Annotated in this window: 20 protein-coding genes; 11 read left to right on the top strand and 9 right to left on the bottom strand. The window is 37.8% G+C overall.

All coding sequences use genetic code 11. The features are described 5' to 3' along the window. Positions 1 to 20: 20 nt before the first annotated feature. The 3 genes from NYE20_RS19535 to NYE20_RS19525 are packed head-to-tail and all read right to left on the bottom strand — an operon-like array spanning position 21 to position 3705. Positions 21 to 1145 carry a Ger(x)C family spore germination protein gene (locus tag NYE20_RS19535; RefSeq protein WP_161621175.1) on the bottom strand — a complete coding sequence of 375 codons (1125 nt, stop codon included), beginning with the start codon at positions 1143 to 1145 and terminating at the stop codon, positions 21 to 23. Continuing rightward, entirely contained in the window at positions 1142 to 2248 is a 1107-nt protein-coding gene (locus NYE20_RS19530; protein ID WP_021480748.1) for a spore germination protein, read from the bottom strand. The genes NYE20_RS19535 and NYE20_RS19530 overlap by 4 nt, the downstream gene beginning before the upstream one ends. Positions 2249 to 2253: 5 nt before the next feature. Beyond that, a complete protein-coding gene (locus tag NYE20_RS19525) occupies positions 2254 to 3705 on the bottom strand; it encodes a spore germination protein (RefSeq protein ID WP_014481095.1) in 1452 nt (483 codons plus the stop codon). 265 nt (positions 3706 to 3970) lie between these two features. Here NYE20_RS19525 and manA point away from each other — a divergent pair, with 265 nt between their 5' ends. The 9 genes from manA to NYE20_RS19480 all read left to right on the top strand — a co-directional run bounded on the left by manA (position 3971) and on the right by NYE20_RS19480 (position 17392). Beyond that, entirely contained in the window at positions 3971 to 4921 is a 951-nt protein-coding gene (manA, locus tag NYE20_RS19520) for a mannose-6-phosphate isomerase, class I (protein WP_161621176.1), read from the top strand. 128 nt (positions 4922 to 5049) lie between these two features. Next, the gene (gene lytD / locus NYE20_RS19515; protein ID WP_161621177.1) at positions 5050 to 7692 is read left to right on the top strand and encodes a beta-N-acetylglucosaminidase LytD; all 2643 of its coding nucleotides are present in this window, start codon (positions 5050 to 5052) and stop codon (positions 7690 to 7692) included. Positions 7693 to 7970: 278 nt separating this feature from the next. Further along, positions 7971 to 9173: a glycosyltransferase family 4 protein gene (locus NYE20_RS19510; protein WP_072176294.1), complete on the top strand. Its 1203-nt coding sequence runs from the start codon at positions 7971 to 7973 to the stop codon at positions 9171 to 9173. 12 nt (positions 9174 to 9185) lie between these two features. Beyond that, positions 9186 to 10454: a glycosyltransferase gene (locus NYE20_RS19505; protein ID WP_072173437.1), complete on the top strand. Its 1269-nt coding sequence runs from the start codon at positions 9186 to 9188 to the stop codon at positions 10452 to 10454. A 17-nt stretch (positions 10455 to 10471) separates the two neighbouring features. Further along, the gene (locus tag NYE20_RS19500) at positions 10472 to 10696 is read left to right on the top strand and encodes a hypothetical protein (RefSeq protein ID WP_072173438.1); all 225 of its coding nucleotides are present in this window, start codon (positions 10472 to 10474) and stop codon (positions 10694 to 10696) included. Continuing rightward, the gene (locus NYE20_RS19495; RefSeq protein ID WP_072173439.1) at positions 10693 to 13008 is read left to right on the top strand and encodes a glycosyltransferase; all 2316 of its coding nucleotides are present in this window, start codon (positions 10693 to 10695) and stop codon (positions 13006 to 13008) included. The genes NYE20_RS19500 and NYE20_RS19495 overlap by 4 nt, the downstream gene beginning before the upstream one ends. Positions 13009 to 13027: 19 nt before the next feature. Continuing rightward, the gene (locus NYE20_RS19490) at positions 13028 to 14305 is read left to right on the top strand and encodes a nucleotide sugar dehydrogenase (protein ID WP_072173440.1); all 1278 of its coding nucleotides are present in this window, start codon (positions 13028 to 13030) and stop codon (positions 14303 to 14305) included. Positions 14306 to 14349: 44 nt separating this feature from the next. Continuing rightward, positions 14350 to 16482 (top strand): N-acetylglucosaminidase, encoded by a 2133-nt coding sequence (locus tag NYE20_RS19485; protein WP_128740774.1) that lies wholly within the window; start codon positions 14350 to 14352, stop codon positions 16480 to 16482. A gap of 67 nt (positions 16483 to 16549) precedes the next feature. Next, positions 16550 to 17392 (top strand): hypothetical protein, encoded by an 843-nt coding sequence (locus tag NYE20_RS19480; RefSeq protein WP_080375504.1) that lies wholly within the window; start codon positions 16550 to 16552, stop codon positions 17390 to 17392. Positions 17393 to 17643: 251 nt separating this feature from the next. Here the strand turns inward: NYE20_RS19480 and NYE20_RS19475 are convergent, their stop codons facing one another. The 6 genes from NYE20_RS19475 to NYE20_RS19450 form a co-directional block, all read right to left on the bottom strand. Then, positions 17644 to 19503, bottom strand: a complete 1860-nt coding sequence (locus NYE20_RS19475; protein ID WP_015384814.1) for a CDP-glycerol glycerophosphotransferase family protein — start codon at positions 19501 to 19503, stop codon at positions 17644 to 17646. A gap of 18 nt (positions 19504 to 19521) precedes the next feature. Next, positions 19522 to 20691 (bottom strand): CDP-glycerol glycerophosphotransferase family protein, encoded by a 1170-nt coding sequence (locus NYE20_RS19470; protein WP_161621178.1) that lies wholly within the window; start codon positions 20689 to 20691, stop codon positions 19522 to 19524. A gap of 3 nt (positions 20692 to 20694) precedes the next feature. After that, positions 20695 to 21720: a ribitol-5-phosphate dehydrogenase gene (locus tag NYE20_RS19465; RefSeq protein WP_003235523.1), complete on the bottom strand. Its 1026-nt coding sequence runs from the start codon at positions 21718 to 21720 to the stop codon at positions 20695 to 20697. Beyond that, entirely contained in the window at positions 21717 to 22430 is a 714-nt protein-coding gene (locus NYE20_RS19460; protein WP_072173442.1) for a 2-C-methyl-D-erythritol 4-phosphate cytidylyltransferase, read from the bottom strand. Before NYE20_RS19460 ends, NYE20_RS19465 begins: the two co-directional genes overlap by 4 nt. 87 nt (positions 22431 to 22517) lie before the next feature. Continuing rightward, on the bottom strand, positions 22518 to 23669 hold the full coding sequence (locus NYE20_RS19455) for a CDP-glycerol glycerophosphotransferase family protein (protein WP_072173443.1): 1152 nt from the start codon (positions 23667 to 23669) through the stop codon (positions 22518 to 22520). A gap of 95 nt (positions 23670 to 23764) precedes the next feature. After that, positions 23765 to 24538: a WecB/TagA/CpsF family glycosyltransferase gene (locus NYE20_RS19450; protein WP_072173444.1), complete on the bottom strand. Its 774-nt coding sequence runs from the start codon at positions 24536 to 24538 to the stop codon at positions 23765 to 23767. 443 nt (positions 24539 to 24981) lie between these two features. Here NYE20_RS19450 and tagD point away from each other — a divergent pair, with 443 nt between their 5' ends. Both tagD and tagG read left to right on the top strand, forming a co-directional pair. Then, positions 24982 to 25374, top strand: a complete 393-nt coding sequence (tagD, locus tag NYE20_RS19445) for a glycerol-3-phosphate cytidylyltransferase (RefSeq protein WP_072173445.1) — start codon at positions 24982 to 24984, stop codon at positions 25372 to 25374. Positions 25375 to 25627: 253 nt separating this feature from the next. Next, positions 25628 to 26455, top strand: coding sequence for a teichoic acids export ABC transporter permease subunit TagG (gene tagG / locus NYE20_RS19440; RefSeq protein ID WP_072173446.1), 828 nt, complete (start codon positions 25628 to 25630; stop codon positions 26453 to 26455). Positions 26456 to 26467: the final 12 nt, after the last annotated feature.

Raw genomic sequence — 26467 nt, 5'->3', positions numbered from 1 at the left:
ATGCGCACCCTTTTGATTGCTTACTTTCCCACCGTGCCAAAGTTAATGATTTTAAAAGAAATATCGTACTTAAAATCAGCCTCAGAAAATATTTCATCCCAATGCCCTTTTACTTTATTCCAGTAGTCAGGGTGTTGAATCCTTATGTAGTCTGATAAAAAGACCGGATCGGTTTTATACTTATGCTGCAGTTTATCCATAACCTGCTTAACATCTTGTTCAAGCTTTTTCTCAAAAACGTTCTCCAGCCTGTGCAAATAGTTTTTATGAAAGGAATTTTCTTTCGGGTTTTGGTCTTCTGTCAGGAAACCCTTTGTTTTGACAGAGACCTGAAAGACAGGCTTCCCATTTTCAATGGACGGCTTGATTTTAGATTTCGACTTTTTAACCTCAAACGTAATCGGATGACCTTTAACTGTTGTCGGCATAACGCCGCCTTGGATCGTCCCCATGACCCAGGTCAGTGTCTGGGTTTCATCAGCAGAAAGAAATCCGACGAGTTTATTGCTGCCGCTTTTGATAATGCCTGCCCCGTCATACTTTGCTTTTCCCTTTTGGTTTTTTACGGCTTGAATAAGAAAACTGTAGCCATTTTGGCAATAGATAGAAGCTCTGCCGATACGAAGCGGCATCATAATCTTCCCGTTATACCCGCTGTTATTGGTCAGATCAATTAGCTTTTCGGAAGGCATCGGCAGCTGCTGCTTCGGACTTCCTTTTGTGAAAATATCTCCGGCTTTCCCTCTTGCTGCCATCAAATAGCTGCTGCGCCGCAGCTCATCATCCCGGATAAAATGATTGAAGACCTGATCTATGTTTTGATTCCTCATTAGCTTTTCTCCAAGAAGAATGACTTTTAAATGATCGCTATAAATAGGAGGGTCCTTGATGGATACATCACTGACTGCTTCTAGAATGGTTTTCCCATGGGATGTCACATTAACAAATTCGGGTTTTCCGGATGCTTGGCTGTCTTCACTTTGGGGAAGAAGGTTTTGGTATGTTAATTTATACTGGTGGTCATCCGTTTCATCGAGCGCAAGTCCTCTCGCGAAAGACAATTTTTCAATATTTTTTACATCCCAGCATCCGCAGAGCATCTGCAGCATCAGAACCATTACAAAAAGTTTCAGCATTGTCTTCATTGCAGCTGCCCCCTCCCCAGTTTTTTCTGTATCCAGCTTAAAAACCAGATGAAAAATGGTATTACAATGATGCCTAGAAATATATATCCGAGAAGTGTACCGTAATAAAACACGGCATTAAGATCTTCAGGAAACATTGATAGAAAAAATGTAACAGCCAGCAATGCAGTAAGCAGCCAAGGATTGTTTTTATTTTTCAGGTGGAAGATATCTGTTAATCCGATATGCGCCCCTTTAAAGGAGCCGAGCATACATGCAAATTGCTGTGCTGTCCAAGTTAACTGTAAAAACAGGTCAAACCGTTCAATAAAAATGCCCGGGATTTCTAATGCATGAATGAGTGAAATCGTCGGCCACGTCACTGTTTTTGCCTCAGCCACACTCATACAGCCAATGACAATAAACAAAGTAATGCTGTAGAAAACAGTTGAGGTTACAATACCAAAGGCGACAGCTTTTTTTACCTGCTTTGGATCTTTCATAAAGGGAACGAGATAAAAAATAATTTCAAATCCAGAAAAATATAAAAGGGTTTTAGGAAATAAAGAAAAAAAACTTTGAAAGCCGCCTTCAAAAACGGGCCGTATAAAATCTAACTGAAACAAACGAAAGCTAAACATCAAAAGCATGAGAAAAATAATAATTGTAATAGGGAAGATATATGCATATACCTTCGCAATGGGGTATACGCCCCCAGCCACATGATAAATGGCAACTGCCAGAAAAATGATCACAACAACCGCCATCGGTGTGTTTTTTAAAAGAAAGAATCCGACAACCTCGCCTAAAATCCGTGTCTGAAAACATACGATACCGATAAAATACAGGGAAATAAATACATTCAAAAAGAAACCAACCACTTTTCCCGCTGCAATGCTGTTGAGCTCAAAAATCGTTTTCCCGCTGTTTCGTTGAAGAAAAGGCAAAAAAAGCAGAGAAAAAATAATAAAAATAACGCCCTGCAGCAGGATCATGATCCATCCAATCGGACTGTCGGTTTCAGCGGCTGAGCGGGGAAGGGTTAAGACGCCAGCACCGATCATTGTACTGCTTACCATAATAAGCGTCTGCATAAATGTAAGCTTGTCCTCTGATTGCCTCATAGCCATCACCTTTGTCTGATTTTATCTTTTGTGCCTTTGCGGGTAGGTCTTCTTTTTAAAAATAGGGTGGGAACGCGAATAATCGTGTCTTTCAAATCTTGTCCGGGCTGTGCCATTATCGGAATAATGTAATCCTGGCCAAAGCTTTTCAAACGCATTAAATGGCCAATTACTAACAGAAAGACCATGATGACGCCATACATGCCCAATACAGCTGCACTTATCATTGCTGCGATACGAATAATCCGCAGCGGAAAGTTAAAGGCGTATGAAGGAACGGTAAAGGACGCCAATGCCGTAACGGAAACGACAATGACCATCAGTGCGCTGACAATTTGCGCCTGCACAGCTGCCTGTCCGATGACAACGCCTCCAATAAGCCCAATCGTCTGTCCGATCGGCTTTGGCAGCCGTAAACCGGCTTCCCGGATCAGTTCTATCGTAAATATCATAATAAAGGCTTCAACAAAAGGCGGAAAGGGCACATTCAGCCTGCTGCCTGCAATTGAAATAGCCATTCTCGTCGGCAAAAGCCCCGTATGGAAGGAAACGAGAGAAATATATAAGCCCGGCAAATAAATGGTAATCAGGATGCTGGAATAACGAAGCAAACGAATAAGTGACATTGTAATCCAGCGCTGGCTGTAATCATCCGGTGAATGAATAAATTCATCAAGCGTTGCGGGGACAACGAGTGCAAACGGCGTGCCATCCACCAAAATGGAAACCCGGCCTTCCAACAATGAGCTTTCTACACGATCTGGACGCTCTGTACTTAAGATCGTCGGAAAGATCGAAAAAGGTTCATCTTCAATGAGCTGCTCAAGTGTGCCTGATTCCGGCAAATCATCTGTTATGATGGATTTTAGGCGTTTAAACACTTCTTTTACGACATAATCAGGGGCAATATCCTGAATATATGCGACAGCTATCTTTTTTTTTGTCCTTTTGCCTATCGTCATTTCTTTTATGATGAGATTAGGGTCACTCGTCCGCTCTCGTAAAAGCGCCGTGTTTGTCCGGAGATTTTCAATAAAGCCAATCTTCGGACCGCGTTCTACGATTTCAGAGGAAGGTTCTTCAAAGGCGCGCGTCATGAATGTTTTCGTATCAAAAGCCAGCCCTCCGCTGTATCCATCGGCCAGCAAGATGGCATGTCCGGAAAAAATAAGCTGCTGTATTTCCTTTATAGTAGAGATTACATTGTGATGATAGCCGAAAAAGAAAGCGGATAAATCTTCAATCAAGCCCTCTTTTTTGTCTAACGCTTCTTTTTGTAATGGAGAAATGACGTATTGCGCCAGAAGTTTATTTTCTGTCAAACCGTCAATATACAGTAGGCACGCTTTCTGTCTGCTGCCTCCAAATGAAAACGTATAAAACATGATATCGTCGTTTTGTCCCAACTTTTTTTTCAATGTCTCTATATTGCGTTGGAGATCAGAGTCGATTTGCATAGTTTCTCTCCTTCATAAACAGATTGACGGTTTTTATTAATTTGTATCAAAAAAGGAGAATTATTCTTATCGAGGAAAAGGCTGAAACAAAGCTTCTTTTCGACGTGATATAATAGATAGGAAGCGTTTTCTTTGAAGGGGTAGTGAAAAGATGATGCTTTGTACATATGTTGTCATCGGAAAAAAGACAGCTTATACGGGCGTTTGTAAGAGGGGCGCACCGGGAAAATGATGATCAGTTATTTACAGGGGAGGGGTACGGATCATGACGCAATCACCGATTTTTCTAACGCCTGTGTTTAAAGAAAAAATCTGGGGCGGAACCGCTTTACGAGATAGATTTGGATACAGTATTCCTTCAGAAACAACGGGGGAATGCTGGGCCATTTCCGCTCACCCAAAAGGACCGAGCACTGTTGCAAATGGCCCGTATAAAGGAAAGACATTGATCGAGCTTTGGGAAGAGCACCGTGAAGTATTCGGCGGCGTAGAGGGGGATCGGTTCCCGCTTCTGACAAAGCTGCTGGATGTGAAGGAAGATACGTCAATTAAAGTTCACCCTGATGACTACTATGCCGGAGAAAACGAAGAGGGAGAACTCGGCAAGACGGAATGCTGGTACATTATCGACTGTAAGGAAAACGCAGAAATCATTTACGGGCATACGGCCCGCTCAAAAACCGAACTTGTCACAATGATCAACAGCGGTGACTGGGAGGGCCTGCTGCGAAGAATCAAAATTAAACCGGGTGATTTCTATTATGTGCCGAGCGGAACGCTGCATGCATTGTGCAAGGGGGCCCTTGTTTTAGAGACTCAGCAAAATTCTGATGCCACATACCGGGTGTACGATTATGACCGTCTTGATAGCAACGGAAGTCCGAGAGAGCTTCATTTTGCCAAAGCGGTCAATGCGGCTACGGTTCCTCATGTGGACGGGTATATAGATGAATCGACAGAATCAAGAAAAGGCATAACCATTAAAACATTTGTCCAAGGGGAATATTTTTCGGTGTATAAATGGGACATCAATGGCGAAGCTGAAATGGCTCAGGATGAATCCTTTCTGATTTGCAGCGTGATAGAAGGAAGCGGTTTGCTCATGTATGAGGACAAAACATGTCTGCTCAAAAAAGGCGATCACTTTATTTTGCCGGCTCAAATGCCCGATTTTACGATAAAAGGAACTTGTACCCTTATCGTGTCTCATATTTAAACTTAATCTCACTTCGAGATTAAGTTTTTTTATTAGAAAATGGAAGTGATTCACCTATAAATGAAGCATGCGCGTGCCGATAAATAAACTAGTTTTATATACTCATAGAATAAGAAAGAGGAGAAGGAATGAAAAAGAGACTAATCGCACCTATGCTTCTATCCGCCGCGTCCCTTGCCTTTTTTGCCATGTCTGGTTCTGCCCAGGCAGCCGCGTATACCGACTACTCACTATATAAAGTAGAGCCGTCGAATACATTCAGTACAGAAAGCCAAGCCTCACAAGCTGTCGCCAAACTGGAAAAAGATACTGGCTGGGATGCATCCTATCAGGCTTCAGGCACAACAACGACCTACCAAATTTCCGCCTCAGGCATTCATAGCGAATCAGAAGCGAAAGCAATACTGAGCGGACTCGCCAAACAGACATCGATTACAGGAACGTCAAGTCCTGTTGGAAGCAAACAGCCATATGTCACAATATCGTCAGGTGCCATCTCCGGAGAAAAACAGGCCAACACTATCCTAGCAAAGCTGAAACAGGAGACGGGAGTGGCTGGCGCTGTAAAAGCTTACGGAGCAGCTCAGCCCTATATGAACGTCATGACATCAGACATTGCTGATGAGACAAAAGTCAAGGCGCTTATCCAGAGCCTGGCCAAGCAAACGGGGATTAAAAGCTCGTATCAGCCCATCACACACACGGTGTCTGTCACAACCATTCAGTCTGGCACAATCGTGGGAGACAGCAGAGCAGCGCAGATCAAAAACGCCTTCCAAAAGGAATCTGGGCTGCAGGCATCATTAAAGGAAACAGTGAAAGGGCAAGCCTATTATACGTTCACAACTGCTGCCATTTCAGGTGAAGCGAATGCCAAGACTCTATTGCAGCAGCTGAAACAGAGCACTGGCATCACAGGCAGCTACAAGTCCATCAATCAAAAAACAACCGTTGAGTCATACAATGTCCAATCAGCTTATTTCAAAGGCCTGAATACAGTAAAGGATGCCATCAGCCAAATCAAGAAAAACACCGGCGTATCGGGCAGTTATCAACAGGTTGGAAAAAGCACATCATATACCGTGAATATGAAGGGTATAACAAAACAGCAGCTCCAAAAAATAGACACTTTCTTTAAAAAGAAAAAATGGCATTACACGTCATCCAGCGTCAAAAAAACGACAACGTCTGCAGCTTATCAAATCACGACGGCAAAGATTTTAGGCGAGCAGCAAGCAAACAAAGCAGCAGCCTTCTTTGCTCAGAAAAAAGTAAAAGCCACAAAAACAACAGCTGGAACTACAGCAGAAAATCAATATCAACTCATCTCAGAAGAAACATCAGACCAATCAAAAGTCACAAAGGGTTTGAACATATTAAAGAAAAATCAGCTGAGTGCTTCTGCGAAATCCGTCAAAAAACAAATAGCTGACACGTTTAAAATCACAACCGAATCTCTGCTTGATCAAACGAAAGTCAATCAGGCACTCACGTTTTTCAAATCGAATCATATATCAGCAGCAAGCCAGAAAACCGGTCAGACAGCTGCGAGCAGCTACCAAATCACAACTGAAGCTATCATCAGCCAAGAAGAGATTGACCGCGTTTTAACATTTTTCAAACAAAATAAAATCGCAGTCACAACATCAAAAACAGGCCAGACTGCATATACACAATACAAAATCGTGACAGCCCAGCTCAGCAGCAAAACTGCATTGAACAATGGGTTAACCTATCTTAAATCGCAAGGTTTAACTCCGAGCTACACAACGAAAAGCAATACGCTTTATAAAATCAGCGTAAACGAACAGTTCACAGGCAATGATACAGCTGCTGCGGCATCATCCAAGCTAAAACAATTATACGGATGGGCATCATCTATCGTGAAAGTCAAAAACGGTCCGCAAATCATGAAAACAAATTACAATCTCTCGCTTCGTGATATGGTCCAAAAACAAATGACAGTAAGTCCGCAAACAGACGGGGCGGCTTACGTATCGCTCACGTACATTAATACAGCAACATCAACCGTTACGGCTGATGCACTAAATATCCGGTCAACGCCGGAAGTCAGCCCGACGAACGTGATCGGCCAATTTAAAAAAGGCGATAAGGTAAAAATCATCGGCCAGACAAACGGCTGGGCCAAAATTAATTTAGGCTGGCGAAACGCAAGCAGTGATGAAGTGGTTCAATACGTGGATCCGAATAACTTTTCCAGAGACAGCAAATACTACTTCCAATTTCTCAAGCTGTCACAGACGGCCGGACTAAACGCTACTGAAGTCAATCAGAAAGTGCTTGCGGGTAAAGGCATCCTGACAGGAAAAGCAAAAGCATTTATCGATGCCGCCAATAAATACGGCATCAACGAGCTGTACTTAATCTCACACGCTCTCCTTGAAACAGGCAATGGAACATCTGATTTAGCCAATGGCTTAACCTATAACGGAAAAACCGTATATAACATGTACGGAATTGGCGCCTACGACAGCAACCCGAATTACTACGGCGCTAAATACGCGTACGAGCAAGGCTGGTTCACACCAGAAGCGGCCATTATCGGCGGAGCTAAATTCATAGGCTCATCGTATATCCACAACACAGCTTACAATCAGGACACACTGTACAAAATGAGATGGTCAGCTACAGCGACACATCAATACGCAACAGACATCGGCTGGGCGTACAAACAAGTAAACCGCATGTACAGCCTGTATTCATTGCTGGACGGCTATACACTTTACTTTGATGTTCCGGAATTTAAATAGTAATACTAGATGCAAGTAAAAAAACAGTATAAAGTAAACAGCCAGTGTGACATTGATTTAATAGGTCACACTGGTGTTTTATTGATCTTATAAAGATAACTATTTATTTCTTAAAATGTAAGCATTCCCATTGTTACATTTGTTAAAAGACCAAAATTTTAAAAACATTATTGTAAATTGAACTATTTAAATCATATAATTAGAGTTATATGAAACCCATTATTGGATGTATAATCTTTAATATGTTAAAAAATACCTACTAAAAGGAGCAAGGCTACTTGTCAAAAAAAATCCTAATCATAACTCAGAACTTTTACCCGGAGTTAGGGAGCGCGGGAAATCGGCTGAAAAATATATACTTGCTCCTTAAGCAAAGAGGATACGATATTCAAGTTTTAACTACAGAGCCTACTTACCCAAGTAGAGAAATATATAAAGAAAAATTATTTTGGAACGAAGATGTGATTAATAAAGATCCTTCAGTTATGCGTGTATCAGTTAAGAACAAAAAATATAATTCAAGTTTTTTAAGCAGACTTTTGTATTACCTTGAAATCATGATAAAGATGCTCAAAGAAATAAGGAAAGAACCTAAAAAATTTGATATTATTTTTGTTTCCTCCCCCCCCATTTTTGTTGCTTTTGTCGGGCTAGTCGCGAAATTCAAAAATAAATCCAAACTTATTCTCGATATCAGGGATCTATGGCCTGAATCTTTGAAGGGCGTTAAAGTATTTCATCATCCCATTATTGTAGAGTCTTTTAGGATTTTAGAAAAGCTTTTATATAAGAAAGCAGATCATATTGTCATTAATAGTGAAGGTTTCTTACATTACCTAAATGAACATTCACCTTTGGTAAAAGAAAAAGTTACCTTTATTCCTAATTCAGCAAGAGAGAAAGAACTTTTAATTAGCTCCAATGATGCAAAAACAGCCTTAAAAATTATTTATGTAGGAAATATAGGTCTTGCTCAAAATGTACATATAATTAGAAATTTGGCTGAGAAGTTACATGAACATCAAATCGAATTTTTAATAGTTGGTTACGGTGTTGAGAAGAAAGAATTACTCAACTACATTCGTGAAAAAAATCTAATGAATGTGAAGATTGTTAACCCGATGACAAGGAAGGAGTGTTTAGAATTAATGTCAGGTTGCGATATTGGGATCGTGACTTTAAAAGATTCAACTGTGTTTGAAACAGTTTTACCTGGGAGAATTATAGATTATATTACTTGTGGAATTCCTATAGTGGGATCGATTGCTGGTTATTCAAAGACTATTATTGAACAAGAGGGAGTAGGGCTTGTAACAAGTAACAGCTCTTCAGAAGAAATGCTCGCTAATATTATGAAAATATACAATGACCCAGGACTTTTGAAAAAAATGCAGAAAAATTGCCATAAACTTATTAGGGAAAACTTCATGTGGGAGACCAATATAGAAAAGTTAATCAATGTTATTGAAGATACTAGGTAAGGCGTGAATGATATGAGGAAAAAAGTATGTATGTTTGTTTGGAACCACTTCACAAATGATGCAAGAGTGCTGCGGGAGTGTACAGCGTTATCAGATAAATATTATGATGTAGACTTAATATGCATTCATGATCCAAATAATCCTGATTTGGATTTGATACAGAAATATAACGACCATTTTACAGTGTATCGTGTAAAAAGGTCTCCACTGCTTTTTTACATTCAATTTATATATAAATTATTTAAAAACAAATGGTCTATTTTATTTTTTCTTTTAATTTGGATTTGTTTGTTAAGAATGTTCCCATTACTGACTATTGGGTTTAGTTTGTTTGCTGTTATTGTTCTTAAAACGAAACTGAAGACGATGTTAGTCAGAGGTTCTATTATAATGAGGATGATTTTGAAAGGATATTCTAAAAAATATGATATATATCATTCCAATGACTTAAATACACTACCCCAAGGGTTTATTTGTTCAAAATTTCGTTTTAAAAAGAGAAAACTGATTTATGATTCTCATGAAGTACAAACAAGCAGAACAGGGTATGATAGTCCATTTTACAGTAAGATGGAAGCTTATTTAATCAGGAAAATAGATATTATGATCGTAGAAAATCATACAAGGGCAGCCTATAATAAAGAACTTTATGGTTTTTATCCGAAAGTACTTCATAACTATCCGTTTTTACTTGAAGAAACCAAAGAACAGATTGATATACATCACATGCTTGGGTTGCCTAAAAATGAAAAAATTCTTCTTTATCAAGGAGGAATTCAGGTTGGCAGGGGACTTGATAAGTTAATAAAGGCTATGCCTTTCATTAATGAAGGAACTTTGCTATTTATCGGAGACGGTCGTATAAAGAAGGACCTTGAGAATATGGTCAATAATATGGAACTGCAGCATAGAGTGAGATTTTTGCCTAAAGTACCGCTTAGTGAACTTCCAAAATATACGCGCAGTGCTTATTTAGGATTTCAAGTATTAAATAACGTTTGTTTTAACCATTACTCGGCTTCGTCGAATAAACTGTTTGAGTATATAATGGCTGGGGTTCCTGTTATAGGATGCGATTTTCCGGAGATTAAAAAGGTGATACAAGGTGAGAAAGTTGGTTTGGTAGTTGACTCACATGATCATTTATCAATCGCGAAGGGAGTTAATACCTTATTGGAAAATGCAGATCTTCATTACGAATTTCATAAAAACTGTGACAAAGCTAAAAGAAAATATAATTGGGAAACAGAAAAGAGTCAACTGTTGTCTTTATACAATTAATGCCTAAGGAGAACAAAATGCAAATAAAAAAAAATCAAAAGAATCAAGAACTTGCCGATAAGTATAATGATCTGAAGATTAAATATCATAAAAGCTTAGAAGTGCAAGAAGATTTAATTACATTGTGCCAAGAATTAATTAGGGAAAAGGAGTATATAGAAGCTAGATATAATAATTTAAAAGAATCAAAACTTGGAAGATTAACAGTTTGGATGTGGAAGAGAAGGAGAAGAAATAAATGAAACAAAGCAAAGACATAAAAACACTTTTGTCTAAGCAACTTGAGAAAGTTAGACGAGAAAAAGAAATATTAATTGGATTAAAAGAAAAGGAAGTTAGTATAACAGGATTTGATGACTTTTTTTTCGATACCCCGATGAGAATTTTAGCCGAATACAATAAACAAACTCTAGAAGTTGATGCTGAAAAAGTGTATCTCTCCCTCTTTGAAAGAACAACAAACTTTTCAATACCTTCTAATAAAGAGATTTATAAGTTAACAGGAGATCGTATTATCATTGATCCTTTTATAACTTTGAGTGGTTCTGTTAAGGGTCAAATTTATATCGCTTTTTATAAAAATAATGAATTGTATAGTACCAAAATCTTTGAAGCCCCTTTTGATAAAATCAGTGCAGATGTACCCGAAAATACCACGAGTTATCGTTTTGCATTAAGGCTTGAAGGCAAAGGATATCTTCAATTAAATAAACTGAAAATCAAACAAGTATTTAAAGAACAAATCGCATCAAAAAATATTGGTGTTAACCGCTCTATAACTATATCTAAGGCTTCAAAAATACAGCAATTTATTGATTCAATAGAAGCAGAAACACAGAATTATAAAAATGAAAAAAAAGAATTGAGGATTGCTGCTATACTTGATGAGTTCAGTTATGAATGTTTTAAGCATGATGCCGAAATTTTGAGGCTGTCAAACACAGATTGGGATAATGAGATTCTTGAATTTAATCCTCATTTTGTATTTGTAGAATCATGCTGGCAGGGAAATCAAGGACATTGGCAATATGAAGTTGCAAATTTACATAAAAACAAACACCGAACAGCATTAAAGAAGCTAACGGAATACTGCAAGAGCAAAAACATAAAAACGGTCTTCTGGGATAAAGAAGGTTATGAGAATTTCGAGTTTTTCAAAACAGCTGCCAGTTATTTTGATTATGTTATGACTGCAGATGAAAACACTGTAAAGAAATTTAAAGAAACCTCTTCAATTAATAACGTAGGAATTTTGCCATTTGCTGCTCAGCCGAGAATTCATAATCCAATTAATAAAAACCTGCATCACTTAGGTGGAATAGCTTTTGCTGGCTCTTACTACAATAATAAACATGAATCTAGAAAAAGAGATATTGAAGAAATAATAAAGCCCGCGCTCGATTTTGGGATTGATATATATGACCGTTACTATAATGTCCCTGCGGCAAAAAAGGTGAACAACACTTGGCCAGAGGAATATCAGCGACATATTGTGGGTTCTTTAAACTACAGTCAAATGAATGTAGCATATAAAAATTACAATATGTTTGTAAATGTAAATTCAGTACAAAACAGTAAACACATGTTTGCAAGAAGAGTTTTTGAACTCTTGGCAAGTAAAACTATGGTTATTTCCGGACCTTCTAAAGGGGTGCAGGAATATTTTGGAGACCTTGTCCCTGTTGCTTGTTCTAAAGAAGAAACAGTTAACATTTTAAAAACATTCCTATATAATCCTGTTTATCGTGAAATGTATGAAAAGAAAGGGCACCGACTTGTTTTAAATTCCCACACTTATAAAAATAGATTGCAAGAGATTTGTGATCATATTGGTATAGATATTAATTTGTTAGAAAAACCTAGGATCTCTATTATCTCTTCAACTCAGCGTACTGAATATATGGAGAATCTTTATAACAATGCTCGCCATCAAACTTATCAAAACCTTGAGTTAATTATTATTCTAAATAAAAATTCAATGGATGCAGAGGAATGGAAACAAAAATTTTCAAGTCTTCATTTCCCGGTTACAATACTTCAAGTTGATGAAAATGTGTCCTTAGGTCACTGTTTAAATAAAGCAGTCCAGCGTTCTACGGGAGAAATTATAGCTAAATTTGATGATGATGACTACTATGCACCTCACTACTTGGAAGATATGTTGCATTCAATGGAATACTCAGGGGCCGATATTGTAGGGAAGAGCGCACATTATGTATACCTAGAAGAGAGAGAACTGCTTATTCTAAAAACGGTTGGATCAGGTGCGGAAAGATATTCTGATTTTATCTCTGGGGCAACTTTAGTATTTAAAAAAGAAGTTTTTGTTTCTCTGGGTGGATTTTCAGATAAAAATAGAGGAGAAGATTCAGATTTCCTTAAAAGAGCAAAGGAGAATGGAAATATTATATATTCTAATGACAGTTGGAACTTCTGTTTAGTCAGACGTGCAAATCGAAATAGCCATACATGGAATATCACAGCAGATGATTTGTTGAGGAATTCAACTGTACATTCAATGTGTAAAGATTATAAAAAACCAATTACTATTTAATATAGGAGGTTCAAAATAAATGAAAGTTTGTGTAATTGGCCTAGGTTATATCGGCCTTCCAACATCGGTAATGTTTGCTAAATATGGAGTGGATGTAATAGGTGTTGATGTACAACCGCATGTAGTAGATAGTCTAAATAATGGTGAAGCACACTTAGAAGAACCAGGATTACAAGAATTTCTAGATGAAGCTTTAGCAAATGGAAATTTCAAAGCCCAACTCGTTCCTGAACCAGCAGATGCTTTTATTATTGCTGTACCAACTCCTAATAACATTAATGACAATATGTCTTGTGATTTAACTTATGTATTACAAGCAGTAGATAATATTATTCCTTATATTCGAAAAGGAAGCACTATTATAGTTGAATCAACCATTGCCCCAAGAAGTATAGAGGATTATGTTCAGCCTCTATTAGAGCAAAATGGGTTCACCATCGGTGAAGACATATACCTAGTGCATTGTCCAGAGCGGGTAATGCCTGGGAACATATTCCATGAACTTGCTAATAATATGAGAATTGTTGGGGGCATAACTCCTTCTTGCAGTGAAGCTGGAGAAAAAGTATATAGAACTTTTGTAAAAAGTAAAATAGTCAAAACAGATGCAAAGACTGCAGAAATGTCCAAGTTAATGGAGAATACGTATAGGGATGTAAATATCGCTCTTGCAAATGAACTTACAAAGATATGTAATGATTTACATATCAATGCTTTGGATGTCATTGAAATGGCTAATATGCATCCAAGGGTTAATATCCATAGTCCAGGTCCAGGTGTAGGTGGACACTGTCTGGCTGTTGACCCATATTTTATTGTTGCAAAAGCTCCGGAAACGGCAGATTTAATAAGTCGATCTCGTTCAATTAACTCATCAATGCCTATCTACATAGTGGAGAAAGTTAGAGAAATAATGGAAATGGTTAATGGCCGTACCATTACAATTGGAGGATTGGCTTATAAAGGAGATATTGATGATTTACGTGAAAGTCCAGCATTAGAAATTTTAGAAATGTTAAAGTCAGAGAAGAAATATGAGGTCAGAGCTTATGACCCTTACGTTAACCATTCCGAAAATGCTCAAAACTTAACAGAGGCATTGGGGGGATCAGATTTATTTCTTATTTTAACTGATCATAGCTTATTTAAAACGATAAATGATGAAGATACTAACAGAATGTCAAATAAAGTGATTTTTGATACAAGAAACATTGTAAGAAATGTACCAGAAGACTGCGAATGTATCAATTTAGGGAGTATCCATAATTTCCTGAATAATGCTGTTTTGAATGTATAAAAGGATTAATGATATTTATAAAATATAGGGGGGATGTTGACTCAATGAGAAAATATTTATGCCTTTTTTCTTTCGTTATTTTATTCTTTCTTACATTGAGTTTTTATGGAGAAAGAGTTTTAGCTTATACTGACACATCGACATATAAAGTAACGATCAAAGATGAATTTACTAGTGAGGATAAAGTCAAGGGAATTTCAAATAAAATAAACAACGAGACCGGTTGGGATGCTAATTATAAACTGACAGGTAATACAACAAGAGCATTTAAAATAATAACAGGCGGATTTTACGGAGAAGACAAAGTAAAAGATGTATTAAATGATTTTGAACAGAATACAGGAATAAACGGAAGTTATTCTGAGAATGGGAATGTTCAAACCATATACCAAATTACCACTGGCGGCTTCACTGGTGAATCGAAAGTAAAACAAGTACTAGATATACTACAATCACAAACTGGAGTAAAAGGGACTTATACTTCAACCGGAGAGAAACAATATTATTATCGAATTGTTTCAGGCGGTTTCCAAAGTGAACAGCGAATTAAAGAGGTTTTAAGCAAGTTTGAGAATGAAACAAGCATTAAAGGAAGTTATGAACCTATAGGTAATTCAAAGATCACTTATACTGTACTATCTGGCGGTTTTTCTACAGAAGATAATGTTAAAAAGGCTGCGGCGGAAACCAAAAGTCAAACTGGAATTGAGGCTTCTTATGAGAAAATACCTGACTCAGAATCATACAGGTTGGTGATCAGTAATATTACTGAAAGTGAATTAACTGGCATTGAATCCTTTTTTGGAAAAAAGAACTGGTGGTATGTTAAGAAAGAGGTAAAGAACCAATCTTATCGTTTGATTTCAGAACCAATATTGGATGACCAAATTATTGATAAAGGTTTGTCATTTTTTGAGTCCAATAAATGGTGGGCAAGCAAACAAAAAACAGATCAGCTGGGAGAAAATAAGTTTAGAATTACTACTGAAAAAATTAGCGATGAAACAAAACTTCTAAAAGCGCTGAATTTTTTTGAGTCCAATAAATGGTGGGCTGTTTCTCAAAAAACAACAATCAAAGGTTATAGAATTACATCTGAAGTTATAAATTCAGAAGCTGTCTTAAATAAAGGACTAGACTTTTTCAAAAGTAAAAATTTATGGGCTACTTATAGTAATTTATCAAAAGATACTTATATCATTAACCTAAATGAAGAGTTCACAGGAATTGAAAATGCTACATCAGCAGTAAATAAATTATCCAATGTTTATGGTCTAAATGCTGAAGTTGTTAAGATTAAAGATGGTCCTCAAATAATGAATACCAACTACAATCTTACACTTTCCGATATGATTTCAAAGCAGATGAATGCAAATCCGCAAACGGATTCAGCTGCATATGTTTCACTCTCATATATTAATACTTCAACTTCAACAGTAACTGCTGATTATCTTAATGTTAGATCAACTCCTGAAGTAAAAAGTGATAATATAATAGGACAAGTCCAGAAAAGTGATAAAGTAACTATAATTAGCAAGGAAGGAAACTGGGCTAAGATAAATATGGGGTGGCGAAAAGCCAGCCGGGAAGAAGTCACTTACTATATTAACCCAGAGAATTTTTCAATTAGTAGTAAGTATTACTTTCAGTTTCTAAAGTTATCACAATATGCCGGACTTACAGCCACAGAAGTAAACAATAAAATTCTGAAAGGAAAAGGAATTCTGGAAGGTAAAGGTGAATCCTTTATCAAAGCTGCTGAATCTAATAATATCAATGAATTATATCTCATAGCGCATTCTTTATTGGAAACTGGAAATGGTTCATCAGAGTTAGCGAATGGCGTGATGTATAATGGCAAAAAGGTTTATAACATGTATGGAATTGGCGCTTACGATGGAGATGCAGTAACCAAGGGAGCTCAATATGCATATAATCAAGGCTGGTTTACACCTGAAGCTGCAATTTTAGGCGGAGCAAAATTTATTGGCTCAAGCTATATTCACAATGCAACTTATCACCAAGATACACTATATAAAATGAGATGGGAGCCAACAGTAAGCCATCAATATGCTACAGATATTGGCTGGGCTTACAAACAAGTTAATAGAATGTATAGTTTGTATACTCTGCTAGATAACTATACATTGTATTATGATATTCCTAAATATAAATAAAAGGTTTCAAAATCCAGAAACATTGTTTCTGGGTTTTGTTTATTATGAAAAAAGCAAGGTGATTCGTTTGGAAATAAATCAGTTAAGGAAAGAGACTATAAAATTTATCGATTTAAAGGAATACAAAATAAGAATTGAAGAACCCTACTTACTATGTGTTACAACTGAAGATGGAGTGCCATTTGAGTTTTTGATAAATATAAGGCTGAATCAAAATAAATTGCTCATTTTAAGCTCAGGAGCATATGACAATGTAAAACTAAAACCTCCAATCTTTCAAAGATATACATGGATGACAGAGTTCAACCATTCTGTTGTTTATTTTAATGATCCAACACTCTATATAAATCAGAAGTTATCAATAGGATGGGGACAAGGAACAAAAAATCATTTCTATTTAGCCACAATTACAAATGTAATAAGAGAACTTGCTTATAAGATTAAGGTTAACACGAAAGATATATTCTTTTATGGTAGCTCAGCAGGAGGATTTATGTCGTTAATTCTCGCTAGTTTTCTTAGGGCTAATGCTATCGTTAACAATCCACAAACTGATGTATGTACATTCTATCAATCACATGTAGACAGACTATTTGAAACTCTTTATCCTAATGAAGATAAACATGAGGTGATTAAGCAGTTTCGGTATAGATTAAATGTATGTGCATTTTTTCAAAAGTTGAAACAGGTTCCTAAAATTTTCTATTACCAAAATTATGCTTGTAGTTTTGACGTGGAAACGCAACTTATACCTTTTCTTAATTCCATTAAGAGTGAAAAAACTTTGGCGCACCTCACAGCTGATAAAGAAATTGAGCTTCATTTATATTATGACGCTGAACTAGGCCACAATCCCTTAAATAAACAAAAAACAATGGAAATTATTCATAAGGCAATGTTTGGTTCATAAACAGTGATCAGTACAAAGTTAAGATTACTTAGAATAGAATCTCTAACTGCTATTACTGTAAGCTGGTTCTCTGTGTTTTATAACAAATAGTTAATTAATTTGGGAGAAACAAGCTAAAAGGAACACATTTAATAAAAGTGTTCCTTACTTGATTTATATGAGGAATTTTTTTCTTCATTATACAAACAGCGTGTAAACAATATAGTGGTAATAAAAAAACACCTTTTGCGGCTGCAAAAGGTGTTTTTGATTTATCTTTTAAGAACTTTATCCTCTGATGGCTCTTCTTCCTGAGGGAAAACAATTTGATCGACGACTCGCTCACTTGCTTTTCCATCAAGATCATCGAAGAAATAATGAACAAATGAATCAATTTGTTCAAAGTTATACTTCTCTTCTTTAATGATCGAAATCATTTGCTCAGACGTTTTCGCAAGAGGGCCAGGAATAAAGTCAAAGTAATCGTAATAGAAATCACGTTTGCGAATATAATCATCTACATCATAGCTGAAGAAGATCATTGGTTTATTTAATAAAGCATACTCAAAGCAAACAGAAGAGTAATCCGTTATCAGAATATCTGTTACGAGCAATAGCTCGTTAATTTCCCTGAACGAAGAGAAATCATAAAAGAAATCGCTGTACTGATAAGGAATATTGGCATCGTTTCGTACGAATGGATGAATTTTGAATAAGAAGATATATTCATCCTTTAACTCACGATACAGACGGTCAAAATCAAGCACTTCAAAAGGATAATGAGCTGATTGCTGACCGTTTCCGCGGAAGGTTGGAGCAAAAAGAATGACCTTTTTGTCCTTTAGAAACGGATATTCCGTATAAAGGCGTTCTTTTACAAATGCCTTCTTCGCTTCATCAAAGAAAAAGTCTGTTCGCGGTACGCCCGTAGCAATGACGTTCTCAATGTCTACCCCAAAGCCCTCTGCGTAGTGCTTCCGTATATTTTCAGAGCTGACAATAACCTTCGTGTAGTTTCTATGGTTTTTCGAATGCGGTGACGGTCCTCCCGGCAGACCTATTCGGCTGTAGCCGAATGTCTTAAAGGCGCCGACAGCATGCCACAGCTGGACAAGGTCCGCATTTTTACGGATTTTTAACGGATAAATAATCGGATAAAAATCATCTATAAAAATGATTTTGCTTGTCGCAAAATGATAAGCCATAGACATCAGTTCAGACAGGCTTTTTCTATCTCGAATGCTGCTCTTTAAGAAAAATTTGAAATCAAAATTTTCTTCACGTTTCAGCAGCTCTTCATAAACAAATTCGAAGTTTCCTGTCATATCAAGCCGGCTGTCAGAAGCAAAGACAATTTTATTAGACTTAATTGGAAGCAGGCGGAATACATCATAAGCAAAATGGAATAAGCTTGTATTCAGCTTGCGCAAAAAGCGGTTTGCCTCTTTTCCAGTATCCAGCTCCAAAAGGCTAGGATCAATTTCCTGCAGTTTGTTGCAAGACAAATTAATCGTCTTTTCGCCCTCATCATAATTAACGATCAAATTGAACTTCATCAGCTTTTTAGCAGAATGAAATTCCATTTTTGTGGCATACACATCATTAGAAAGGAAATTACTTACATTTCCGACTGTATGCACTTCCTGATGTTTTACATTTTGGTCATCTACAGCTTCAATCTCGAGAAACAGCTTATACTCGCCCTGCGGAAGAGGTTTGTCATTCATCAGCTTAGAAAAGTTAATCTGCTGTGAAAATCCTGCCCACTTATAGGCTCCAGGCACATTTGAAGTATCAATTGACAGCTTATCTACCGGAACATCCCGCAGTGAAACAGCTGTAAATAAAACACCGTTGTTCACCAATAATAAACGTTTTCGAACCTGATCCTCTTTTTGAAGCGGCAGGCCCTTGATATACATATAACCCGCAATTTTTAGAATTGACCCATTCCAAGAAAACTCAGAAATCTTTCTGACAGGGACTTGCTGGTTTTCTTCAATTCGCTTCGTTTTATCAAAAAGAGAAAAAACCCTGTTATCAGCTGGATGGACAATGACAGCTGCATTTTCTTTTTGCGTTTTCTTTTTTGATCTGAAAAGTCTGTTCTTAATCTTTCTTGCCAGCTTCACTTTGTACCTCACTTTCTCCTAATCGGCACCAGATGTTAAAAATGATGAAATAAAATCGGCCACCCGCCCTGAAGATTTGCCGTCCTGATGGGTGATAAATGCCTGTGAAAAATCTTCAATACGTTTCGTATCAGCCTCGTGATCACTCTCGATATCGTGTACAAGCGATGGAACGTCTTTCGAAATCGGCCCGGGTACAAACGATTCAAACGGGTAGTAGAAATCACGTTCTTCCAAGTAGTCTTCTAAATCCGGGCAGTAAAAATACATCGGACGTTTCAGCAGGCTGTACTCGAAAATAACTGAAGAATAATCGGTTATCAGCCCATCAGAGATTGCCATCAAATCGTACAAAGAGTACGAATCAGTTAAATCCAGCACAAAATCATCCTCTTCCGTGTGCGCATGTTTGCGCATATACGGATGAAGATGGAGGATCACGACATAATCTTTATGGCTTAGCGCCGATTTTAATTGTAGCAGATCAAGCGGTATAGCGTCACCCTCTTGATGATGTCCGCTGCCTCGAAAAGTAGGAGCGTACAAAAGCTTTTTTTTATGCTTCAGTTCAGGATAAACCCGATGAAACTCATCCAGTACAGTGCGAATATGTTCCTTATGATAAAAATAATCCGTTCTTGGAATGCCGAGCGGCAAAATCTGCTTTTGCTCCATTTGAAAGGCTTCGGCGAAATGCGGAACGGCAGCGGGTGCACTGACAATGGCATAATCATAGTTTGAATGCACGGGAACAATCTTCAAATAATCAGAAGAAGGGCCGAACGGCTTGTTCACAATGCTGTAGCCAAATTTTTTAAACGCGCCGCAAGCATGCCAAAGCTGGATGGCAACAGTTTCCTTTCGTTTTGGCACAACATACAAAGGAAAATAATAATCATCCAACAAAAGCACGCGGCATGTTGCAAGGTGATATAACGAGCTGAAAAGGTGAAGCAAATATGCAACTCGTCCAATCAGCCCCTTATCCATCTTGCGGAACAGCAGGGTGATGCGAAGAGACGGATCTTGCTTCAGCTTTTCATAGACACCTTTAAAATTATCACTTAAATGATCCTCACGATAGGAAGCTATGACAATTTTGTTGTGCTGTACTGGTAATAAAGCGCTCAATAGTTTATAAGCAGTGCCGAATACTCCTTTTACAATTCGTGTAAGGAATGTTTTCACTGTTTAAATTTCCCATTCAATAACAGTTTTTCCCCAAGATGAAGTCAAATCTGCTTCAAACGCGTTTGTAATTTCCTCAATACTGCGTACCGGGAAGCGTCCGCCAACTAATGTTTCTAAATAATCAACGACTTCAGGGTATTGAGCTAAAAAGTCTACAGTACGGGCAAAATCCTCGCGTCCGCTGCGGCTGCTGCCGATCAGCGTAATCCCTTTTTCAAGCACCATTCTTGTTTCAATTTCAACAGGGTATTCAGACACGCCTAGGAGCGCTACACACGCTTCAGGATGGACATGGGCAATGATTTGCTCAATTGCGCTTTCGCTGCCGCGTCCGCCCACGCATTCAAAGGCATGATCAATTCTGACATCTTCAGGAATGTCGTTAATTTGATAAGCTGCATCAACAAAAGAAAAATGATCAAGCTTGTAAGGTGTTTTTCCGAAAATAAACACCTTGCTGTCTGGATATTTTTTCTTCAGTAGAAGCGTCATGATAAATCCGAGATTTCCGTCCCCCCAGACACCGAATGTGTCACGCTTCTTATGCGCCATGCGCTCAAAGCGGGAAAGCGCGTGAACTGCAATTGTAATAAGCTCAGTGAAGGCTGCGACATGCGGATTAATGCTGTCTGGAAGCTCAACAAGCCGATCAGGCGCCATGAACATATAATCCTGCATAAATCCATCATAACCGCTTGAACGGAATCTGCTGGACCGCAGGTAATTCTCCGCGATGACTTCATGCTCTTCAACCGGTGTATTTGGCACCATAACAACCCGGGTTCCGACTTTAAATGTGCCTGTCGGATCAAACATGACTTTTCCGATCCCTTCATGGATCAGAGCCATCGGCAGCTTTTTGTCCATCGCTTCTTTGCCGCGTGAGCCAGTATAATAACGCTGGTCTGCAGCACAGATGGATAAATGGGTAGGACGGACGACGACCTTATCTGAATGGACAACTTTATCTTTATATGTCACTTCAAATTGTCGGGCAGAAACTAAACGATATGTTTGATTAATCATTGTGAAATTCGCTCCTGTAAAATGGCATTAGCCACTTTTAAGTCATATGGTGTCGTTACTTTAATGTTAAAGACTTCACCGCGGACCAGCTTCACTTTTTCGCCCGCTAACGAGCAGATCTTGCAAGCGTCAGTAAGGACAGCTTTTTGCTCATCGGACAGTTTATTATAAAGCTCGACCAATTTGCTGATCCGGAAGCTTTGCGGTGTTTGCCCCTGATACATGTTGTCGCGGACAGGGATATCAGAAATAAATTCCTGGTCTTCTGAAGCAATAATTGTATCAATGGCTGAGATAACAGTATCAACCGCGCCGTATTGAAGAACAGCATCAATGTTTTCATCGATAATGCGATGAGTGAGAAACGGACGCACAGAATCGTGAGTGATGATCACGTCATCATCCTGAATACCGAATTCTTTTTCAATATAGCGGATGCCGCTCATAATAGATTCATTACGGTCGCTGCCGCCTTCAACGACAATCAGGCGATCATCCTGCCCGATAAATTTCTTTAAAATGTCTTTTGTATGGTTAATCCACTCTTTAGGGGAGACGATTAAAATCTTATCGAAACGGTCATTTAATAAAAACTTTTCAATCGTATGAATGATAATTGGGCGTTTATTTAACGGCAAAAACTGTTTTGGCATATTGACGTTCCCCATGCGGGAACCTTTTCCACCGGCTAGAATCTCAGCATAAATCATAAAATGACTCCTTCCTTACTACAACTCATAATGTTTTATAAAAGGTTTTCATATTATTTGCAATACCATCTCTATTATATATGAAGATCAGATAGATTTCTCGTTTATATAGCTTAAAAGCTGTTTACTGGCATTCCCTCTGGAGTACAGATTCCACTCACGTGAAAAGCGCTCGAATTCAGACTGCAGATTGTCCATAACTTTCAGCTGGTCCAGAAGCGCTCTTGAATCACAGCATGGCACCCCCGGAATCACCTCAGAGTAATTCCGAATCAAACCGCGGGTTCTGTTGTAAGCCTCCATATCATACGTATAAAACAAAATGGGTTTGTCCAGCAAAGCAAATTCAAAAGGGACAGAAGAATAATCTGATATTAACAGGTCACTCATTTTTAAAAGGTCTGCAAGAGGGAGATCTGAAACATCTTTTATCCACGCACTATCCCCAGGCAATTCAGCAGATTGCTTCATAACAGGATGAAGTTTTACTGCAAGTAAATATTCTCCTTTTAAATCATGCTGCAGCTGTTTTTCTGAAAACGGCAGCGAAAAGCTTTCAAACTGATGATCCCTAAAAGTTGGCGCATACAGGATGATTTTTTTATCTGCCGGCAGATGATATTTGTTTTTAAGGTCATTGCTGTTTTCCTGCACTTCATAGTAAGCATCGGTTAAAGGCACGCCAAACCGAAGAAATTTATCACCTTTTATATCGAAAAATTCCTTGAAAATGTCTGCCATATGTTCAGAACCGACGACAATCCGGTCAAATGAAGCATACACTTTGCGAAACCTTCTTACGTCAGCACGCGAACGGTTCTGAGTGTTGATATCCTTTAACCCAAATCGTTTAAACGCTCCATTCGCATGCCAAACTTGGATACACTCGATATCCGGTCTGCAGGTCAAAACGGTTGTCAAAACAAAATAGTTATCAACAATCACAGCTTTACTGCTCAGCATAGAAAAGACCGCTTTATATATATGAAGCGGGTGTTTTTCGTTAATAACTGAAACAGTAAGCTCAGGAAATTCTGTTTCCAGCGATTTGGCATGCTGGGTCAGAAGTACATGAATGGGAAATGAGTAGTGTCCCATCTGATATTCCTTTAATATTGCCCGGGCATTATCAGGAAAGGAAACAAGAAGGGTCACTTGACTTCCCGGTTTGACCCAAAACAGCAATGCGCCGATGACTTTGATGAACAAATAGTAAAAAAACGCAAACCAGGATTTCAATCTGTCATCAGCTCAAAACGGCTGCCGCGGATTGTCGGCAGGCACAGCGAAAGATTCATGCATTTCATTACATACCATAGCTCCTTTAAGGCCCATTACAGATGGCGTGATTGATCTTTGACCTGTCCCGTATATTGCGGCTTTGCTGAAGTCCGTTCATGTTTCAGCACGGCTGTAACATACTTAGGAATGCTAAGCATTCTTCTCCAGCGCGCAGGGTTTGTGATCAGCCTGTACATCCATTCAAGGTGAAAACGGATAAAAAATGAGGGCGCTCTTTTGACATTGCCGCTGAACACATCAAAGCTTCCGCCCAGCCCTACAGAAACAGCCTGAGGGAATAGATGTCGGTATTTATGGATAAAGAACTCCTGATTAGGATAACCTAAAGCAACAAATACCATGTCAGGATTTGTTGCTGCGATTTTGTCTGCTACCTCACGTTGATTCTTCACATAACCGTCAGAATATCCGGCAATTTCAATCCCAGGATAATCACGTTCGATTCGCTCGATTGTCTGAGCAATCACATGCTTAGCTGCACCGTAAAAGAAAACCCGTTTTTTCTTTTGATCAGCCTTCTCAAGCAAAGACGTAAACAAATCATAACCGGCGATTCTGGATTGAAGCGGCTTACCAATTAGCTTGGAAACCAACACAACACCAATGCCATCCGGCAAAATAAAATCAGCAGATGAAAGAACCGCTTCATAACGCGGATTTTGCATCGCTTCAAATCCGATTTCAGGATTCGCTGTTACGATGAACGCACCTTTATTCTGGTCCAAAAATGACGTTTCTAAATGTGATACAAATGAAGTCAGTTCACCGTCTACAAAATCTAATTGATTAATGGGTTTCGTTTGCATCGTATCAACCCTCCTTTTCATCTATATGTCTATAAAAAACACGTGTCATTCGTATAGTTTGATTAAAGACTCTTTGTCTGAAAACATTTTACTCTATCTTACCACAAAAATCTTTAGGAACTTTTAACATTCACATTACAATTCCTTCACGTTTTGACGGAAAATTAATATGGAAGACCATGCTTAATAATTGACGTAAATATAATGAAAATGGTTTCACTTGAAATTGTGGTTAAAACAAGAGTTTTTGTGAATATACGTATGGCTGCTCCTAATGGCAGTAATTCACTGTAAAAGTGCCTTAACTTTTATAGAGACTTATGTTATTATTGCTTGATTATTAATCATGCGTAAAAATCATATCGAAATTTAAACAATTTGTTAATTTTGGTGTTTTTTTCTGTCATTCTCTTTTGAAAATGGTTGGAAGGTGATGTTATCTAATGAAGAAAGTGATAACGTATGGAACATTTGATTTATTTCACTACGGACACATGAAGCTGCTTGAAAGAGCAAGATGTTTAGGGGATTACCTAATTGTAGGTTTATCTACTGACGATTTTAATTTGCAAAAACAAAAAAAATCACATCATTCTTATGAGCATAGAAAATTAATTTTAGAAACAATCGACTTTGTGAATTTAGTGATTCCAGAAAAAAGCTGGGAGCAAAAAATAACAGATATAAAAAAATACGGAGTAGATACGTTTGTTATTGGAGATGACTGGAAAGGGAAATTTGACTATTTAAATGAATACTGCAAGGTTATTTATCTTCCTAGAACAGAAGGCATCTCGAGTACTAAAATAAAAAAAGAAATATCGGATTTAAGCTAGCATTTCTAAAAGAAGGATTTGAGTTAACCTTGTTCCTTTCTTTTTTTATAAAATATACATTGAACTGTAATTTCTCATAAAATAAAAAATACGTTGATATAAATTAAATAGAAGGGAGAAGTCCTTAAAAGGACTTCTCCCTTCTATTTAAAAGTGAAAAAAAACTCAAGATCTGTTACAATATTCACCGGTGCTTTCAAATTTCTTTAACCGAAAGATCCAAAAAATCATTTAAGTCTAAGGAAGATAAACAATGAATGCATTAGTAAGAATCGTAAAAGAGCAAGTGACATCGTTTCCTTTAATTTTGCGCTTAGCTTCGTATGAGACAAAGTCTCAGTATCAGATGAATTATCTTGGTGTGTTATGGCAGTTTTTAAATCCTCTGATTCAAATGCTGGCGTACTGGTTTGTATTTGGTATGGGGATTCGCAACAGTAAACCGGTCTTAACCGGGGCGGGAGAAGTGCCTTTTATTGTGTGGATGCTGGCTGGATTGATTCCGTGGTTTTTTATAAGCCCGACGATTCTTGATGGATCAAACAGTGTATTTAAGCGAATCAATATGGTAGCCAAAATGAATTTTCCGATCAGCTCACTGCCTTCTGTCGTGATTGCTTCAAATTTATTTAGCTATTTTGTAATGATGGGCATTTATGTCATTGTCCTTTTTGCAAGCGGCGTTTATCCTAGCATGCATTGGATACAATATATTTACTATTTAATTTGCATGATTGCATTTATGTTTTCATTTAGCTTGTTTAACTCTACAATCAGTGTGCTTGTCAGAGATTATCAATTTCTGCTGCAGGCCGTAACGAGATTATTGTTCTTTTTACTTCCGATTTTTTGGAATATCTCAGAGCAGCTCGGGAAAAATCACCCGAATCTTCTGCCTGTGCTTAAGCTGAATCCGATTTTTTATCTGATAGAAGGATTTAGGAACAGCTTCTTAGACGGAAAATGGTTTTTCCAAGACATGAAGTACACGCTGTATTTCTGGCTGTTCACATTCCTTTTATTGTTAGTAGGTTCTATTCTGCATATGAAATTCAGAGACAAGTTTGTTGACTTTCTTTAATACGTAAGGAGA

Origin of the sequence: Bacillus sp. FSL R5-0416 (assembly GCF_037975425.1) — a bacterium.
GTDB lineage: Bacteria > Bacillota > Bacilli > Bacillales > Bacillaceae > Bacillus > Bacillus subtilis.
The sequence above is the reverse complement of the archived record's forward strand: the minus strand, read 5'-3'. Positions and strand labels throughout refer to the sequence as shown.

Coding starts and splice junctions, on each gene's coding strand:
- lytD (WP_161621177.1), top strand. CDS start 5,050: ATGAAAAAGAGACTAATCGCACCTATGCTTCTATCCGCCGCGTCCCTT.
- NYE20_RS19535 (WP_161621175.1), bottom strand. CDS start 1,145: ATGAAGACAATGCTGAAACTTTTTGTAATGGTTCTGATGCTGCAGATG.
- manA (WP_161621176.1), top strand. CDS start 3,971: ATGACGCAATCACCGATTTTTCTAACGCCTGTGTTTAAAGAAAAAATC.
- NYE20_RS19485 (WP_128740774.1), top strand. CDS start 14,350: ATGAGAAAATATTTATGCCTTTTTTCTTTCGTTATTTTATTCTTTCTT.
- NYE20_RS19465 (WP_003235523.1), bottom strand. CDS start 21,720: ATGATTAATCAAACATATCGTTTAGTTTCTGCCCGACAATTTGAAGTG.
- NYE20_RS19525 (WP_014481095.1), bottom strand. CDS start 3,705: ATGCAAATCGACTCTGATCTCCAACGCAATATAGAGACATTGAAAAAA.
- NYE20_RS19505 (WP_072173437.1), top strand. CDS start 9,186: ATGAGGAAAAAAGTATGTATGTTTGTTTGGAACCACTTCACAAATGAT.
- NYE20_RS19530 (WP_021480748.1), bottom strand. CDS start 2,248: ATGAGGCAATCAGAGGACAAGCTTACATTTATGCAGACGCTTATTATG.
- NYE20_RS19450 (WP_072173444.1), bottom strand. CDS start 24,538: ATGCAAACGAAACCCATTAATCAATTAGATTTTGTAGACGGTGAACTG.
- NYE20_RS19500 (WP_072173438.1), top strand. CDS start 10,472: ATGCAAATAAAAAAAAATCAAAAGAATCAAGAACTTGCCGATAAGTAT.
- tagG (WP_072173446.1), top strand. CDS start 25,628: ATGAATGCATTAGTAAGAATCGTAAAAGAGCAAGTGACATCGTTTCCT.
- tagD (WP_072173445.1), top strand. CDS start 24,982: ATGAAGAAAGTGATAACGTATGGAACATTTGATTTATTTCACTACGGA.
- NYE20_RS19495 (WP_072173439.1), top strand. CDS start 10,693: ATGAAACAAAGCAAAGACATAAAAACACTTTTGTCTAAGCAACTTGAG.
- NYE20_RS19490 (WP_072173440.1), top strand. CDS start 13,028: ATGAAAGTTTGTGTAATTGGCCTAGGTTATATCGGCCTTCCAACATCG.
- NYE20_RS19460 (WP_072173442.1), bottom strand. CDS start 22,430: ATGATTTATGCTGAGATTCTAGCCGGTGGAAAAGGTTCCCGCATGGGG.